The organism is Bradyrhizobium sp. Ash2021 (assembly GCF_031202265.1).
GTDB lineage: Bacteria > Pseudomonadota > Alphaproteobacteria > Rhizobiales > Xanthobacteraceae > Bradyrhizobium.
On record NZ_CP100604.1, the window covers coordinates 7,720,230 to 7,736,347 of the forward strand.

At 60.0% G+C, this 16,118-nt stretch carries 14 protein-coding genes and 1 pseudogene; 9 read left to right on the top strand and 6 right to left on the bottom strand.

Annotated elements, in window-relative coordinates; genetic code table 11:
• Positions 1-45: 45 nt before the first annotated feature.
• Positions 46-939: a LysR substrate-binding domain-containing protein gene (locus NL528_RS37215; protein WP_309179333.1), complete on the top strand. Its 894-nt coding sequence runs from the start codon at positions 46-48 to the stop codon at positions 937-939.
• Between the two features lie 730 nt (positions 940-1,669).
• Here NL528_RS37215 and NL528_RS37220 read toward each other — a convergent pair.
• From NL528_RS37220 to NL528_RS37235, 4 genes are all read right to left on the bottom strand, one after another.
• Positions 1,670-2,065, bottom strand: a complete 396-nt coding sequence (locus tag NL528_RS37220) for an Ohr family peroxiredoxin (protein ID WP_309185160.1) — start codon at positions 2,063-2,065, stop codon at positions 1,670-1,672.
• Positions 2,066-2,300: 235 nt separating this feature from the next.
• Positions 2,301-3,920: a DHA2 family efflux MFS transporter permease subunit gene (locus NL528_RS37225; RefSeq protein WP_375144099.1), complete on the bottom strand. Its 1,620-nt coding sequence runs from the start codon at positions 3,918-3,920 to the stop codon at positions 2,301-2,303.
• Positions 3,921-3,924: 4 nt separating this feature from the next.
• Entirely contained in the window at positions 3,925-5,055 is a 1,131-nt protein-coding gene (locus NL528_RS37230) for an HlyD family secretion protein (RefSeq protein WP_375144100.1), read from the bottom strand.
• Between the two features lie 62 nt (positions 5,056-5,117).
• A complete protein-coding gene (locus NL528_RS37235) occupies positions 5,118-5,783 on the bottom strand; it encodes a sensor histidine kinase (RefSeq protein WP_309179335.1) in 666 nt (221 codons plus the stop codon).
• Between the two features lie 549 nt (positions 5,784-6,332).
• Here NL528_RS37235 and NL528_RS47345 point away from each other — a divergent pair.
• Positions 6,333-6,938, top strand: a pseudogene (locus NL528_RS47345) (integrase core domain-containing protein); the annotation flags it as partial.
• A 184-nt stretch (positions 6,939-7,122) separates the two neighbouring features.
• On the opposite strand, the gene NL528_RS37245 reads toward NL528_RS47345, so the two are convergent.
• The gene (locus NL528_RS37245; RefSeq protein ID WP_309179337.1) at positions 7,123-8,019 is read right to left on the bottom strand and encodes a LysR family transcriptional regulator; all 897 of its coding nucleotides are present in this window, start codon (positions 8,017-8,019) and stop codon (positions 7,123-7,125) included.
• A gap of 140 nt (positions 8,020-8,159) precedes the next feature.
• Here NL528_RS37245 and NL528_RS37250 point away from each other — a divergent pair, with 140 nt between their 5' ends.
• From NL528_RS37250 to NL528_RS37280, 7 genes are all read left to right on the top strand, one after another.
• Complete coding sequence (locus NL528_RS37250) at positions 8,160-8,909, top strand: glucose 1-dehydrogenase (RefSeq protein WP_309179338.1); 750 nt, start codon at positions 8,160-8,162, stop codon at positions 8,907-8,909.
• 116 nt (positions 8,910-9,025) lie between these two features.
• The gene (locus tag NL528_RS37255) at positions 9,026-10,366 is read left to right on the top strand and encodes an epoxide hydrolase (RefSeq protein WP_309179339.1); all 1,341 of its coding nucleotides are present in this window, start codon (positions 9,026-9,028) and stop codon (positions 10,364-10,366) included.
• A gap of 32 nt (positions 10,367-10,398) precedes the next feature.
• Entirely contained in the window at positions 10,399-11,733 is a 1,335-nt protein-coding gene (locus NL528_RS37260; protein WP_309179340.1) for an alpha/beta fold hydrolase, read from the top strand.
• A 71-nt stretch (positions 11,734-11,804) separates the two neighbouring features.
• Complete coding sequence (locus NL528_RS37265; RefSeq protein ID WP_309179341.1) at positions 11,805-12,806, top strand: carbon-nitrogen hydrolase family protein; 1,002 nt, start codon at positions 11,805-11,807, stop codon at positions 12,804-12,806.
• 112 nt (positions 12,807-12,918) lie between these two features.
• On the top strand, positions 12,919-13,152 hold the full coding sequence (locus NL528_RS37270; RefSeq protein ID WP_309179342.1) for a hypothetical protein: 234 nt from the start codon (positions 12,919-12,921) through the stop codon (positions 13,150-13,152).
• 41 nt (positions 13,153-13,193) lie between these two features.
• Positions 13,194-14,123 carry an SDR family NAD(P)-dependent oxidoreductase gene (locus NL528_RS37275; protein ID WP_309179343.1) on the top strand — a complete coding sequence of 310 codons (930 nt, stop codon included), beginning with the start codon at positions 13,194-13,196 and terminating at the stop codon, positions 14,121-14,123.
• Between the two features lie 67 nt (positions 14,124-14,190).
• The gene (locus NL528_RS37280) at positions 14,191-14,802 is read left to right on the top strand and encodes an AraC family transcriptional regulator (RefSeq protein WP_309179344.1); all 612 of its coding nucleotides are present in this window, start codon (positions 14,191-14,193) and stop codon (positions 14,800-14,802) included.
• A gap of 239 nt (positions 14,803-15,041) precedes the next feature.
• On the opposite strand, the gene rclC is transcribed toward NL528_RS37280, so the two are convergent.
• Positions 15,042-15,701, bottom strand: coding sequence for a reactive chlorine resistance membrane protein RclC (gene rclC / locus NL528_RS37285; RefSeq protein ID WP_309179345.1), 660 nt, complete (start codon positions 15,699-15,701; stop codon positions 15,042-15,044).
• Between the last annotated feature and the right edge of the window lie 417 nt (positions 15,702-16,118).

A 16,118-nucleotide genomic window follows, 5' to 3' on the forward strand; every position in this document is an offset into this window, starting at 1 on the left:
GCCTGCCAAAAGCGATATAGTCTTCCACTGAACGGGAGAATTCCGATGAACCGGATCGAAGACTACCAAGCGCTCGCGGCGATCGTTGAAAAGCGGAGCCTCACTGCCGCCGCTCGTCACCTCGGACGCTCGTTGCAATCCGTGAGCCGCTCCCTGGCCGCGTTGGAGCAGGAGGTCGGCGTTGAACTCATCCGCCGCACGACGCGCCGTTCGAATCCGACCGACGCCGGGCTTGCATTCTATCGTAGGCTGAGCGCGGCGCTTTCCGAGATAGAAGCCGCCAAGCTCGAGACCGCCAACCGACGCGCCGAAGCTACCGGGCTCTTGCGCATTTCCGCCTCGTCAACCTTTGCGCCGCATCACATCGTTCCGGCGTTGCCGGAATTCCTTGCAAGATATCCGGGAGTTGAAATCGAGCTCGAATTGTCGGATGGCTTTGTCGATCTCGTCGGCGAGGGACTTGACCTCGCGATCAGAATTGGCGACCTGCCGGACTCGGGCCTGAAGGCAAGGCGGCTGGCAAGTTCGCGTCGCGTTGTATTTGCCGCCCCAAGTTACCTTGCCAAGTTCGGCCGGCCGCGAAGTCCTGACGATCTCAAGCATCACCAATGCATCGTCCGTACCACAACCCGCTTCGGCAATGATTGGCCGTTTCCAGCGAAGGGACGGACAAAGACCATCAAGGTTACTGGTCGAGTGCGAACCAGCGGAGCTGCCACCGCGAACGCGGCCGCCGTGCAGGGTCTCGGCATTGCCGTCGGGCCTTTATGGCAAGTCAGGTCGTTAGTCGAGCGTGGCGATGTCGAGTTGTTGCTTACGCGCTTCGAGCCGCCGCCCGTGCCGATACACGCCGTTTGGCCCGCGACCAAAGTGTTGCCGGCCAGGACTCAGCTATTTGTCGAATATTTGGCCGAGCGGCTGCAAAAGGAGCAGTTCTAATCAGCCTCACTCTCACCTTCGTTTGGAGCAAGTGATTGTCATGCCGCTGAAATGGAGAGCAGCCTTGCCGCAGCATGTCAGTAGCGCGCGCGGAGGCAGCGTTGGCTTGCGCAAGCTCCGCACTGAGGAGGCCGCCCAACTTCAGCGCGATAACGCTGTTCCGTGACGCGCGGGAGTGCCCCGTTAAACTACCCAGTTAACAGTTGGTCCGTTGTCCACCAGGACGTGATCTAGAGGTTCTCGGTCGGCTGGATCTCGCTGATGCGCATCACCTTGTCGTCGAACTGAAGGTTTCGGCTGCACACCTTGAAAAAAGCGAAGTGGGTTCAGCGGACGGATGGGGATCAGTTCGAAGCTCATCATATGCGCAACGGCAGTTTTTCGACCATTTCGTGAGTGACGGCCGGGATCGGTGGCGTTGATGAACGCTGCGCCCCGCTTTATCTGCAGTGAGTACCACTGCTCGATCTTGCCATCGAAGTAGAGGTCGACGGTTTCCCGACTTCGTTCGGTAGGACACCGAACGCCTGCGATTGTTCAAACCGGATGGCGAGAATTTTTGTGGTCGGCGTCGTTCTCATAGCGACTCCATGCAAGGCAGCCGATAAGTGCCAATGCGGCGGCGGAAGCGAATTTCATGATGCCTCCCCTCCGAGTGTCGCTCTGCGGCGCGTATGGATCGACGCGGAGAGATGTCGACGCTCGCGAGCGCTCGCCCGCGAGCCTCCGTTCAGACGAGGGTCGTCGTCAGGTCGATGTTGCCGTGGACTGCCTTGGAGTATGGGCAGATCGTATGCGCAGCCTCGATCAATGCCTGCGCCTGCTCGCGCTCGACGCCCGGGACGCTCACGTTGAGGCGCGCGCGGAGGAAAAACGCGCCATCTGCCTGATTCAAATCGATTTCGGCGTCGACCGCCATATCCGCCGGAAGCTTGACCTTTCGCTGTGCGGCGGCGAGTTGGATCGCGCCCATGTAACAAGCCGACCAAGCCGCGCCAAAGAGCTGCTCGGCGGCCGGGTGGGGCTCCGGCAATCTGATATCGAGATGGCCGTCGCTGCTACGCGCACCGCCGGAACGCCCGTTGGTATTGTGGGTCTTGCCAGTAGCGAGGAGTTTTCGAGCGATGGCAGGGGTGACACGGTCGTGGACAGAGCCGTCAGTTTCGGTCGTCGGCATTTGGATTTTCCTTGATGCATTAGGTGGTCGAAGCGCCGCATTTCAGTGCGGTTGAATGTCAGCGAGAAATCGACGGATCCGTGATCCTCGCTGTCGGCAACGCTACTCTCTCGTCGACGCAATAGCCCGCTAGAGGTTGTTAGGTGTTGTGAGCGGGGCAAGACCCATTGCTAGGCTCCTCGCTCTAGTGGGCGCCGGCCGCCGCAGCGCCGGCGTTCGGCTTCTTGGTCAAAAGTATGGCCAGGGCGGAAAGCAACAACACCACGCCGAGCACCATGAAAGTGTCGCCATATCCTAGCACGAGCGCCTGGCGCTTGACGGTATTGCCAAGCGCGACGATCGCTTGATGTTGGGCGGCAGCATGGTCAGTCAAGCCGTGGCTAAGAAAGTAGTTAGTCAGATCCGTGATACGGTTGCGCACCTCTTCGCGGCCGAGATCGACTGATTGGCCGATAATATTCGAATGGAACTGCTCGCGCTTGGTGACGATAGTCGCGAGCACGGCGGTGCCGACCGCACCGCCAAGGTTGCGCATCATATTGGAGATGCCGGACGCGGCTGCAGCGTCCTGCGGTGCGATGCCGCCGAGCGAGACGTTGCTGAGCGGTACCAGCGTCAATGCCTGGCCGATGGCGCGAACGATATTGGGGATCCAGAACTGGTCGCCGGAATAGTCTAGCGACATTTCCGTGTTCATGAAGGAGCTGTAGGCGAACAGCAGCAGCCCGAATGCGGCAAGATAGCGCGCATCGATCCGTTGCATCAGCATTGGTACCAGCGGGATTAATATAAGTTGAGGGAGGCCAGTCCACGCTAGGACTTCGCCGATCTGCTCGGCATTATAGCGCTGTACTTGGCCAAGATAGGCCGGCAGAAGGTAGATTGAGCCGAATAGCCCGAAGCCAAGAAAGACCGCGGCGATCGTTCCTAAGCCAAAGTTTCGGCTGGTCAGCAGCCGCAGGCGCAGCAGCGGCTTTTCCACGATCAACTCGTTGGTGATGAAAAGAGACAGGCTGATCCCGGAGATGACGGCGAGCCTCACGATAAGGGGAGAGCCGAACCAGTCGTCCTTGTTGCCTTCCTCCAGCACGGTCTGCAGCGCCGAGAGCCCGATTGTCATCGTGACGATACCGAACCAATCGCCTTCCCGGAGCAGGCCGAGTTGCATGGGCTGGCGCTCAAGCGTGAAGTACAGCGTCGTCACCATCACCGCAGTAGGTATGACGTTGACGAAGAAAATGGTCTGCCAGCCGTAGTTCTCGGTGAGATAGCCGCCGATGGTGGGACCGATCGCGGGTGCAAAGGTCACTGCGAGCGAGAACATCGCAAGCCCGATGGGCTGCTGGCCCTTCGGCAGTTTGGTGAAGACCAGTGTGAATGCCATCGGGATCAGGACGCCGCCGAAATAGCCTTGTAGAGCGCGCATCGCGATCATCGTTGGCAAGTCATGGGCGAAGGCGCAGGCAACCGAAAACATCCCAAAAAGCGTGGCGTGAGCGAGAATGATCCTGCGAAAAGAGAACACCCGGCTGAGGTAGTCGGTGAGCGGGATAACGACGATTTCGCCGATCAGATAGGAGGTCGAGATCCAGGATCCGTTGTCAACGCCGGTGCCGATGCCGCCTTCGATGTTGAGCAGCGAAGCATTCGTGATCTGGATATTCAGGATCGCCATAAAGGCGCCGATCATCGCTGCGACCAATGAGATCCATACCACCGGCCGGGCGCGATCGGGATCTTGCGGGGCCGCGTGCGGCGCGGTCCGAAGGACAGCTGTGGAAGCGGACGCGGGGAGGGCGGACATGGCATCACCGCTGGGAAGCGACGGGGATAGTCTCGGCGCTGCCGGACCGTTCTGCGCGCGTCCCAATGGTCGGGATCACCGACATGCCCGGGCGCAACTCGATCGATGCCGCACCGTCGAGCGCGATCCTGACCGGGATGCGCTGAACCACCTTGGTGAAGTTGCCAGTGGCGTTGTCTGGCGGCAGCAGCGCGAACTCCTGGCCGCTTGCCGGCGCAAGGCTGTCGACATGGCCATGAACGATCCGGCCGGGGAACATATCGACGGCGATCGTGACCAGTTGTCCCTTTTGCACGTTGGTGAGTTGGGTTTCCTTGTAGTTAGCGACGATGTAGGCGCCGGTAGCGGGCACCAGTGACATCAGTTGCGTGCCGGCCTGCACGAATTGCCCGGTCCGGAGCGTGCGGTTGCCGACGACGCCGTCGATTGGCGCCGTGATCGTGGTGTAACCAAGATTGAGCTGAGCCTGGTGCTTCAGGGCGTCAGCACGCGCAGCGGCCGCGACGGCCTGTCCAAGCTCGGCCTTCAGCAGTTCGACCTGCTTTTGCGCCGAGGCGAGATTGGCGAGGTCGCGCCGAATGGCGGCTTCCGCGCCTGCGTTGCGCGATTGCGCGGCCTGAGCATTCTGCACGCTGCCGTATCCGGTGGCGGCGAGATCGGTGTAGCGCTTGTTCTCCTGGCCCGCGAATGTCCGGGTTGCAGTGTCGACCTCGATGGTCGCCTTCGCCGCTGCGATCACAGCCTGCTGCACGTCGATCTGCGCCTGCTTGCTTTCGGCGGTAGCCTGCGCTGCGGCGACATCGGCCTTAGCTTGGTCGAGCGCCACCTTGAAATCGCGGTCGTCGATTTGCGCCAGCACCTGCCCTGCCATCACGAGTTCATTATCGCCGATCAGCACGTTGGTCAGGTGGCCCGATACTTTCGGCGCGATCGTGGTGTTGTCAGCCTTCACATAGGCATCGTCAGTCGTCACCAGATACTGACCAACCATCCAGTAGTCCCAGCCGTACCATATGGTTGCTCCAAGAGCCGCCAATGCGGCGCAGCCAGCCAGCGCCTTGCGAACATTGAATTGATTTACGGAAGGAAACATCCGCGAACCTACTCGATCTTTCTCGGCGGTACCGGGCGACATCTCCCTGGCTGCATCGGCTGCAGTGACGGGATGCCCGATCTCGGATGAGCTGATCTGGAGAGTCACAGTTCCTCCTCCCGAGCAACGCCGCCAGTTTGGCGATTGGCGAATCCGTCTGCCAAGTCTCTTGAGCAAAGTGTCAAATCTCCCGCCAAACTTCGCACTGGAAACGAGAGTATCGCGATGGTACCCGATGGGCCGGATCGATGCTCGACCGTTCCATCAAGTCCGCGCGCGAGCGCGTGAATGATCTTCAAGCCTTGACCGGGCGTGATTCTGTCAGACCCAGGACCGTTGTCGCTGACGGTGCAATTCACGAACGTACCGCGGTGATCCAATTTGACCTCAATCTTTCCGGCGTCGCCGCCAAATGCGTGACGCGAAGCGTTGTTGATCAATTCGGATACGATCATTCCCAATCGCCAACAGCGAGCGGCGCTTAGCTTGAGCGGACTTTGCAAGAATAGGAGTTCGATCCCCCTGTGCTGCAGTTTCGCGCGACTAATGGCTCGACAAAGCTCGTGCAGATAATTCGCGGCATCGATCGGTTCGTCAGCAATAGGCATCTGAAGAGAGCGGTAAACGAGGGCCGAATCGCTTATATGCCGGATCACGCTGTCCAATGCCGCCTTGACTTCTTCGCTGCGGTACCGGGCCGAAGCGCACCCTATGAAGCCGATCGTTGACGCCATCTCGTTATTGATGCGATGAGTAAGCTCCCGCAGCAATAGGTTCTCTTCGGCCGGTTCGTTGCACGACCGACTGATTATGTAACTTTGGTTTGAATATGGCATTCTAGTCCTCTTGCGAGATTGCAGCGATAGTGGCTCGACGTCTGTCGAGCCACTATCCGAAATGTTGAAGGAGCGAACTCGATCCACCAAAGCTCGGCTCAGGCCCCATTGGTCACGGAACGCGCATCACAAAATGCGCTCGACGGCGTCACCACGGTATCGCGGCACGCATGCCTAACATCCCGAGACGTTTAAAAAGCGACGAAGGCCACAGCTGGTGCAAAATATACGAATGTACACTTTTGGGTCTCCTGGCTGAGAAAATCGCAGACAGAAGCTGAAGCAAGATGCAGTTTCACGATTGATCAAACTGGCTGATATTTGACGAAATGAGAGTAAGCAGGAATTTCCGAGAATCGTTGGCGCGCGCCGAGATCGAACTAGCCCAGTCCTCGACAGTCGTTCGGCACCCTTCGGAGCTAACATATCCAGTCCCACGCAAGATCGGTTGCGGCTCGCAACTCCCAAGCTCGCGCGCCTTCGCTGACAAGGGCGATAATCTCCTTGGCCTCCCAATATGGACACTACCGCTATCGCCGGATCGCATCCCTGCCTGCCGACGCCGGGTAGGTTCGGATGGATCGGGTCAGCGGAACTGGCGCTGTGAGGGGCTGAAAGTACCCAGGAAAACAACGGCCACGGGGCCGGCTCTGGCTCAATGACGGACCCCGCATCCGGCTGAGACCGGAGCATCGCAACCTGTCTGGAGCTACGACTTTGTTGAGGCGCAGACCCATGACGGTCGACGGCTCAGATTTCTGACTTTGATCGATGCGTTCACCCCGGCAGGCCAGCCGATCAGGGTGGCTCGTCGATTCAACAGCCTAGGCGTTATCGAAAAGATGGCCGACGTGATGCTGAACGCGGGGGTGCCAGAGTACATCCGGTCCGACAACGGCGCGGAGATGACCGCCAAGATCGTGCGCCGGTTCGCCAAGCTCGGAGCGAAGATGCTCTACATCGAACCCTACAGTCCTCTGGGAGAACGGTTACTGCGTGTCCTTCAACGGCAAGCTACGCGACGAATGCTTCAACGGGAAACTGTTCCACAGCCTGAAGGAAGCCCTCGTCGTGGTCGAGCAATGGCGCAGGCATTAGGACATGATCCGACCGCACTAATCGCTGAACTACCAACCATCGGCGGCGCAAACGACAGCATCTGACATCCTTCATCTGGATCAGAGCGCAGCAATGCAGTATTCTCTATTCCGCTGGCCCAAAAAATCCGTCAGGTCACTCCATCAGGACGTCGAACACAGGCAGCAGGCTGAGATCAGGGTTTCAACATTGCCTTGGCCTGCTCGACCATGAAGTCAGTGAACAGCCGAATGCGCCCTGGGAGCATCCTGCCGTAAGCGTGAAGTACGTAGACCGGCACCTTTGGTAGCGCGACGTCCGGCAGCACCTGGACCAACCGGCCTGAAGCAATCTCGTCTTCGACAGCCAGACGCATCATGTAAGCGATGCCGGCGCCCGAGACCGCAGCCTGCTTTAGAGTGGCCCCGTCGTTTGCGTCGAAAGGACCGTCGCCAAGAAGAGTCGATCCATCTGCAAAGGGGATCGGTTGGGGTTCCTGGCCGAGCAGATAGCGGAGTATCGCGTGATCTTTCAAATCATTGACATCCCTCGGATGGCCGCGGTTTGCGAGGTAGATCGGTGACGCGATGAGGACTGTCTCGAAATGCGCGAGCTTTCGTCCCACGAGATCGCCATCGGGCAAGTGGCCCATCCGGACAGCGACGTCGAAGCCTTCGCGGACCAAATCTACCTGTCTGTCCGTAAGGCGCAGCTCGATCTTGAGCAGGGGATGCCGCGCCGCGAACGGTTCTAGCCAGCGGGCAATAACGGTTCGGCCGAATTCGATCGGTGCCGTGACCCGTAGAAGCCCGCTGGCTTCGCCGGACAACTGTAAGACATCCTCCGCGTCCTCGATTGCGCGAAGTAGCGGAGCCACGCGCTCGTAGTATGCCGAGCCCTCCGCGGTGAGTTTCAAGGCTCTGGTGCTGCGCTGTACCAGCCGCGCACCTAGGCGCTTTTCCAGGCGCGCAACGCTTTTCGAAACCGCCGAAGGGCTCGTGCCGATCGAGCGCGCCGCAGCACTAAAAGACCCGGAGTCGGCCGTCCGGACGAACGCGACCAAGCCTGCGGTCTTCTCGAGGATGGTCGTCATACTGCCCCTACGCTCCCGCCTGAGCCTTCCAGCAAGAAAACACTCAAGACAATTAGGCACAAATCCTTTGCCTTACGAAAGGCTAATCAGCCTTCTGATCAAAGGATATTTAAGCCCTGTATCGAAACAGGAGCAAGCAAATGAATACCCTCAACGGCAAAGTTGCGATCGTGACCGGCGCTTCCAAGGGGATCGGCGCAGGCATCGCCAGGAGCTTCGGCGCGGCCGGGGCGGCGGTCGCCGTCGGCTACAACGGCTCGAAAGAAGGAGCCGATCGTGTTGTCGCAGTGATCATCAACGCTGGCGGTCGCGCAATTGCCGTGCAGGCCGATGTTGGCAAGCCCGACGACGTGAAGCGCCTGTTCGCTGAGACAACTGCCGCGTTTGGCGCACCCGACGTCGTCGTCAACAACGCCGGCGTATTCGCATTTGAGCCTGTCGAAGCGATCTCGGAGGCTGAATTCCATCGCCAGTTCAATACCAACGTGCTCGGGCCACTCCTGACCACGCAAGAGGCGCTCAAGGCCTTCGGTCCTGGCGGCGGCAGCATCATCAACATCAGCTCGGTTGTGAGCAAGAACCCAACGCCTCACTCGGTCGTCTACGCGTCGACCAAGGCGGCTGTCGACAACATGACTGTCGCGCTTTCTCGAGAACTGGGTGCCCGCAATATCCGCGTCAATGCCATCGCCCCAGGCGGTGTCGAAACCGAGGGCTCAGCAGCGGCCGGTATCGTCGGCGGCGAGATGGAAAAGGCGGTCGTCCGAATGACACCCCTCGGCCGCATGGGTCAACCCGCGGACATCGCAAAAGTTGCCGTCTTCCTGGCGTCCGACCAAGCGTCGTGGCTGACCGGCGAACGCATTTCGGCTTCGGGCGGCTGGCGCTGAGCTAACACCGCCAAGACCCATAGCAACTAACGCAGAAGCCCGAATGAGCCTCTCCAAAACACACCCGCCGTCGTGTCTGATTCAAGCAGTTCGAGCAAGGCCAAAGGAGCTTCAGAATGAGAGCGCATGTGAAACCTGAGGTATTCAATCGAGAACGCCGTCAGTTGTTGCGCGCTGTCGCAGGGGGGGCGCTTGCTGCGGGTGCGGCGGGTCTGTTGGTCAATTGTCCGGTACTGGCCGATGCCGCCGATGCGGTCCGTCCCTTCCGCATCCACGTTCCCGAGGCGGACCTGATGGACCTTCGCAGGCGTCTGGCTGCGACCTTGTGGCCCGACAAGGAAACCGTCGCCGATGATTCCCAGGGCGTGCCGCTCGCGACGTTGCAGGAGCTCGCGCACTACTGGCAGAAGGACTACGACTGGCGGAAGATCGAGGCGCGGCTCAACGCTCTGCCGCAATTCATCACCGAGATCGACGGGCTGGACATTCACTTCATCCATGTTCGCTCGAAACATGAAAATGCATTGCCGCTTGTCGTCACACACGGGTGGCCCGGCTCGATCATCGAGCAGCTCAAGATCATCGATCCCTTGACCAATCCCACCGGCCATGGCGGCAGCGCATCGGATGCCTTCCATGTCGTGATTCCGTCAATGCCGGGTTACGGCTTTTCAGCCAAGCCGACCACGACCGGCTGGGATCCAGACCGGATCGCGCGAGCCTGGGTGGCGCTGATGAAGCGCCTGGGATACGCGCGGTTTGTCGCGCAGGGAGGCGACTGGGGCGGCGTGGTTGCCAACGTGATGGCTCAACAAGCGCCGCCGGAATTGCTCGGCATTCACGTCAACTTTCCGGAGACGATCCCTCCCGAAATCGGCATGGCGCTGCAGGCCGGCGGTCCGCCGCCATCCGGTCTCGCACCCGACGAAAAGCGCGCGTTCGAGCAGCTGGTCGCACAGCGCACCAAGCACCTGGCCTACACGCTCGAGATGGGGACGCGCCCGCAAACGCTCTATGCCATGGCGGATTCTCCCGTCGGTCTCGCCGCCTGGCTGCTCGACCACGGCGACAACTACGCTCAGCCGGCGGCGGCGATCATGTCGGCCGTCCTCGGGCGCACGGTCAACGGCCACTCGGCCGGAGCCGTCACCAGGGACGACGTCCTGGACAACATCACGCTCTATTGGCTGACGAATACGGCGGTCTCTTCGGCGCGGCTGTACTGGGAAAACAAGCGCCGGCTGTTGAGCGCGGTCAACGTCTCGATCCCTGCGGCCGTGACCGTGTTTCCCGGCGAAATCTATCAGGCGCCGAAGAGCTGGACCGAGCGGGCCTATCACAAGCTGATTTATTTCAATGAAGCGGATCGGGGCGGCCATTTCGCCGCCTGGGAACAGCCTGAGCTATTCAGCGCGGAGCTTCGCGCCGCGTTCAAGACGTTGCGACAGGCGAGCTGACAGAAATATTTCAAACAGGCAGGAGATCAACCATGGCTGTGTCATCAAGTTCGAAAATCGCCGACCTCGATCAGCGGCAAAGTCTCGGCACGACCGCCGCGGCAATCGCGGCCGCTGGTGTCGTGAGCGTTGCTTCCTCCCTTCCGGTGGTGGCAACCGAGGCCATCCGCCCGTTCCGGGTTCAGGTTGCGGAAAAAGCGTTGGTCGATATGCGCCGGCGTATCAAGGACGCAAGGTGGCCCGACCGGGAGACGGTCGCGGATGAATCGCAAGGCGTCCAGCTCGCAGCGATCCAGCAGATCGCGCGTTACTGGGCGACACAATACGATTGGCGCAAGATCGAGGCGCGGCTCAACGCGCTGCCGCAGTTCATCACCGAGATCGACGGGCTGGACATCCACTTCATCCACGTTCGCTCGAAACACGAAAAGGCCTTGCCGTTGATCGTCACCCATGGTTGGCCCGGTTCGATCATCGAACAGCTCCGGATCATCGACCCGCTGACCAATCCGACCGAGCATGGCGGCACGGCCGCGGACGCGTTCCACCTGGTGATCCCGTCGATTCCCGGCTACGGATTTTCGGCCAGGCCGACGACCGGCGGTTGGGAGACGGGCCGTACCGCACGCGCCTGGATCGTGCTGATGAAGCGTCTCGGTTACGCCCGGTTCGCGGCACAGGGCGGCGATCTCGGCGGAGGCGTGGTCACCGCGATGGGCAAGCTGGCCCCGCGGGAGTTGCTAGGGATTCACACGAACTTTCCCGCCGTCGTTCCGCCGGACATCGCGAAGGCGCTGGAGGCCGGCCACCCGCCGGCTCCCGATCTCTCGGCCGACGAAAAGCTTGCCTATCAGCAGCTCGCGGTCCTCTTCGCGAAGAAACGCGCTTACGCCGCGCTGATGGGGTCGCGACCACAAACGCTGTACGGCCTGGCGGACTCCCCGGTCGGTCTGGCGACCTGGATGCTTGACCACGGCGACGGCTACGGCCAGCCCGCGGCAGCAATCATGTCGGCGGCGCTCGGGCGTACCGTCAACGGACATCCCGCCGATGGCCTTACCCGGGATGATGTCCTCGATGACATCACTCTGTACTGGTTGACCAAGACGGCGGTCTCGTCGGCCCGCTTCTATTGGGAAAACAAGCTCAACCTCTACAACGCCGCCAACATCTCGGTCCCGACCGCCGTAAGCGTATTTCCCGGAGAGAATTATCCGGCCCCCCGGAGCTGGACGGAGCGGGCGTATCCCAAGCTGATCTATTTCAACAACGTCGAGAAAGGTGGGCATTACGCCGCCTGGGAGCAGCCGGCGCTTTTCAGCGCCGAGCTCCGCGCGGGTCTCCGATCGCTGCGCCAGTCGACTTGAAAGACCGCCGCGCCCGCTGCGCGTCGCCCGTTGCCAACAGAAAGTCCACGCAATCCTCCAAGGAGTATCCGATGAACACCATCGTCAAAGCAGCCGCCGTCCAGATCAGCCCGGTATTGTATAGCCGCGAAGGCACCGTCGAGAAGGTGGTGAAGAAGATCCGCGAGCTGGGCGAAAAGGGCGTCCAGTTCGCGACCTTCCCCGAAGCAGTGGTGCCATACTATCCGTACTTTTCTGCCGTCCAGACGCCAATGGCGCAACTGTTCGGCGACGAGTATCTGAGGCTTCTTGATCAATCCGTGACGGTGCCGTCCGCAGCCACCGACGCGATCGGCGAGGCTGCCCGGAAGGCCGGCATGGTGGTATCGATCGGTGTCAATGAGCGCGACGGCGGCTCCATCTACAACACGCAATTGCTCTTCGACGCCGATGGCACCCTGATCCAGCGGCGCCGAAAGATCACGCCAACTCATTTTGAGCGCATGATCTGGGGCCAGGGCGATGGGTCGGGCCTTCGCGCCGTCGACAGCAAGGTCGGCCGCATCGGCCAATTGGCTTGCTTCGAGCACAACAATCCCCTGGCTCGCTATGCGCTGATGGCGGACGGCGAGCACATCCATTCGGCCATGTATCCGGGTTCAGCTTTCGGCGACGGGTTTGCCATGAGGATGGAAATCAATATCCGTCAACACGCTCTGGAGTCCGGTGCTTTCGTCGTGAACGCAACCGCCTGGCTCGACGCCGATCAGCAGGCTCAGATCATGAAGGATACCGGTTGTGAAATCGGTCCGATCTCGGGCGGCTGCTTCACCGCGATCGTGGCGCCCGACGCGACGTTGCTGGGCGAACCGCTCCGGTCCGGCGAAGGTGAAGTCATTGCCGATCTCGATTTCACGCGGATTTACCGGCGCAAGCAGCAGATGGACTCGCGCGGCCACTATGCCCGTCCCGAGTTGCTCAGCCTGCTGATCGACCGGACCCCGGCATCGCATGTTCATGAGCGCTCTGCGCAGCCTAACTGTGAGGCCATGCCTCTTACTCTCCACGAGAACAGGGCTCTCGACATCCTGTAATCCGAAGATCACGTTCAAGTCGGCGGAGATAGCGACGAGAGCACCCCAGATATCCTCGATCCACGTGGCCGGCGCTTTCGACATCCGGCCATGTCTTCAAAGTTGATAAGCAATGAGCGATTTATTGGAAATGTCAGTTGCAGCACATCGCGGCTGGGCGGTTTGGCAGGAGCTCAGGCGGCTCGCGGCGCGCGTCTCGGTCAGCGGCCAAGTCGGCGAAATACGCCCTCGGTCCAAGGTGGTTCGGCGGACGCAGCGTCAGATCTACGTGACCAGACCTGATAACCGGCCGCTGCCAGAGCGTGTCGTTCTCTCCATCGACGTCCACGACGTCAAAATGACCTAGGTGCGATCCATCTGCTGGCTGAGCCCATTATGGAGATTCTCGTGAAACACACCCAAAACACCCCGATCCTGGTTACCGGAGCAGCCGGAGCTGTCGGCGCCATCGGACGCAACGTCAGTGAAATGCTGCTCGCGAAGGGCCACAAGGTCCGCACCATGGTCCGGAAAGAGGACGAGCGTGCAGAAGGTTTGCGCCGGCTCGGCGCCGAGGTGGTGCAGGGCGACCTGACCGATCTCGCCTCGATGCATCGCGCTGTTGAAGGGTGCGCGCGCATCTATTTCGGAATGTCGGTCTCCGCTGACTATCTGGCCGCGACTGTCAACACGGCCGCGGTGGCGCGCAATCACGGCGTCGAGGCTTTCGTGAACATGTCGCAGATGACCGTGACGCAGATGAGCATCACCGAGAGCACCAACAGTCCGCAGCACAAGCTGCACTGGCTGGCGGAGCAGGCGTTGTCATGGTCCGGTCTGCCCGTCGTTACGGTGCGGCCGACGGTCTTTCTCGAGGGCGTTTTTCGACTATTCGCTGCTCCCGGCGTGCGGGAAACAGACGAGCTGGCGTTGCCGATGGGCGACGGCAAGACCTCGCCGATCTCGGCGGTGGATGTGGCCCGCGCAGTGGCGGCCATTCTCGCCGACCCAGCGCCGCATATCGGCCAGATCTACAATCTGACCGGACCTGAGTCGGTCGACCTCGCGCACTACGCGCGGGCTTTCTCCGAGGCGCTCGGCCGGCCCATCCGTTATCGGGATGTACCGCTTGCCGGATGGAGCGAAAAGCTTTTGGCGGCAGGGATACCGACCCATATCGTCAAGCATCTCGGAGTAATGACAGAGCTAAACAAGCAGGGCCGCTACGACCGACTGACCAGCGACGTGTTCGAACTCACCGGTGAAATGCCGATCAACATGCGCGAGTTCGTGAAACGCCATATCGACGAATTTACGCGGAGCGCAACGAAGCAGTAGGGATGCTCGGCCAACGACTGGCCTATCTCGATTTTTGGACAAGGAAGATTAGCAGGGACTCGCCGCCGTGAACGAGAATATTACAGATTTTATCGGTGCTGGACCCGTCTCACGTCGCAGTCCTGATCTGAATTCCGCGGACTGCGGACAACCTGCACAGGATCTGCTGGTAATGTTGAAGGATGCTGAGCGGCTATTGTCGTTGGACGCGCGCCTGGCCAAACATCAAATCCTGGAAGCTATTGTCTTCGTCGAAAAACGAAGCTTGCCGCCAAAATCAAACGCGACGGAAGCTCTTGTGAGTGGCGGCTTGTTGCCCTGGCAAATCCGTCGTCTTCAAGAGCAAATTCAGAAGGATCTGGATAGCACGCTAACCACGGCTCAGTTGGCGCGTACCGTGAAACTAAGCACTGGATATTTCTGCCACGCTTTCAAGCGGACTTTTGGCGTACCTCCTCATGCATATATCAGCGAAGAGCGTGTCAAACGCGCGCAGCAAATGATGCTGACGACGACCGACCCGTTGAGCCAGATTGCCGCGGCTTGCGGACTGGCAGATCAGTCGCACCTTTCGCGCTTGTTCCGAAAAACTGTTGGTCAAAATCCGAATAGTTGGCGTCGCCTGAATAAAGAGGGGCACAAGTCCGTCTACAGCACTTCACGCAGGTCGATTAAGTGATGAAAGGCGTAAGGGATTGTCGTGTCCGAAACTTAATCGCGAACGCACTAACGTTTGGGTTGCCCCAACGTTGACGGTTTGCAAGTCACACCGGGCGCCGAGTTATTGCGCGTACTCCGCGCGATGGACTCTGGCCATTACCGCGACATGAGATAACACACATCGCGCGAGTCGAAGTTTAAAAAGGAAATGGCCCCCAGCATTAGAAGCTGAGGGCCGGACGCGTCGCCTGTAATGATTCAGGTTCGGGTGATGGAGCGCCGGTTGCCCATCGCTCTCGACGGCACCAGGGTAGGTTTGACCGAATCCAGTCCTGTCGTTCGTGGACCCAGGCCGCGGTCGAGTAGAAGTCGTGCTGCATCGACCATCAGCAGCCAAGATCCGCCCAGAATCACTGTATCCTTGAGGACGAGCCGGCCGGCTCCGGATAGAAAGGGAAAGCCATGTGCGCCGTCGCCCAGCGCGGGTACCCAAGCTTCAGGTGTCGTGACAAGAAATGACAGCGTTACGATCGGAGTACAGAATGCAAGGCTGGCGCCGATCAGGCCACCTCGCGTGGATATGAATCCGGCCAGGGTGAGGAAGCCGATCGTCAATTCTAGCGTCCCAAGACCCTCAGAGAAGCCATAAGTATTGTTCGCGGTCTGCCATTCGCGGTCCGGAGCTTTCAGCTCACCCTCCCTGGTCAGGTGCGCTTTGTATTCCTTCGGATGATTGTAAAAGAACGACATCACAGGACTGTTAGCGACGAACGGAGTGATGCTGTCGGCTTCGTACGGCACGAACTTCAAGGCGCCGATCCAAATGAAGACGACGGCGATCGCGAGACGAGTGGTCCACATCCCGAGGCGATTAGAGAGCGGCGAGGACAGCAGTTGCAGCAAGCTATGGAAGTACATTTCAGGTCTCCTGTCTGAACAAGTTGTAGACAGATGCTGACGCAAAATGCAGTCTCGCGATTGACCAAACTGGCTGAGATTTGGCGACAAATGTTGGCCTTTTCGAAGTTGGCATTCGCTGCTCAACTTGGCTCGTGCTTGTCGGCTTCGACCAACTTCGCCGGCTCGTCAAATCCAGCGCGGCTGCTGTAAAAGACGAGCGCCATCAGCCCGATCCCCACAGCCAACGAGAATGTGACGCCGAGCGCGAGAGCCACATATCCAGAAGTTGGCACGTCCGTTTGGGCGGCCGACTTCCATCCAAGAATGGCAATAACAAGAGCCAGGCCTAGCAAGCCCAGAAGCGCAGCCCAGGTCGCCCAGGCACCGGGCGTAAGCAACCGAGCAGTTATCGGTCGATAAAACCCAAACCAGGAA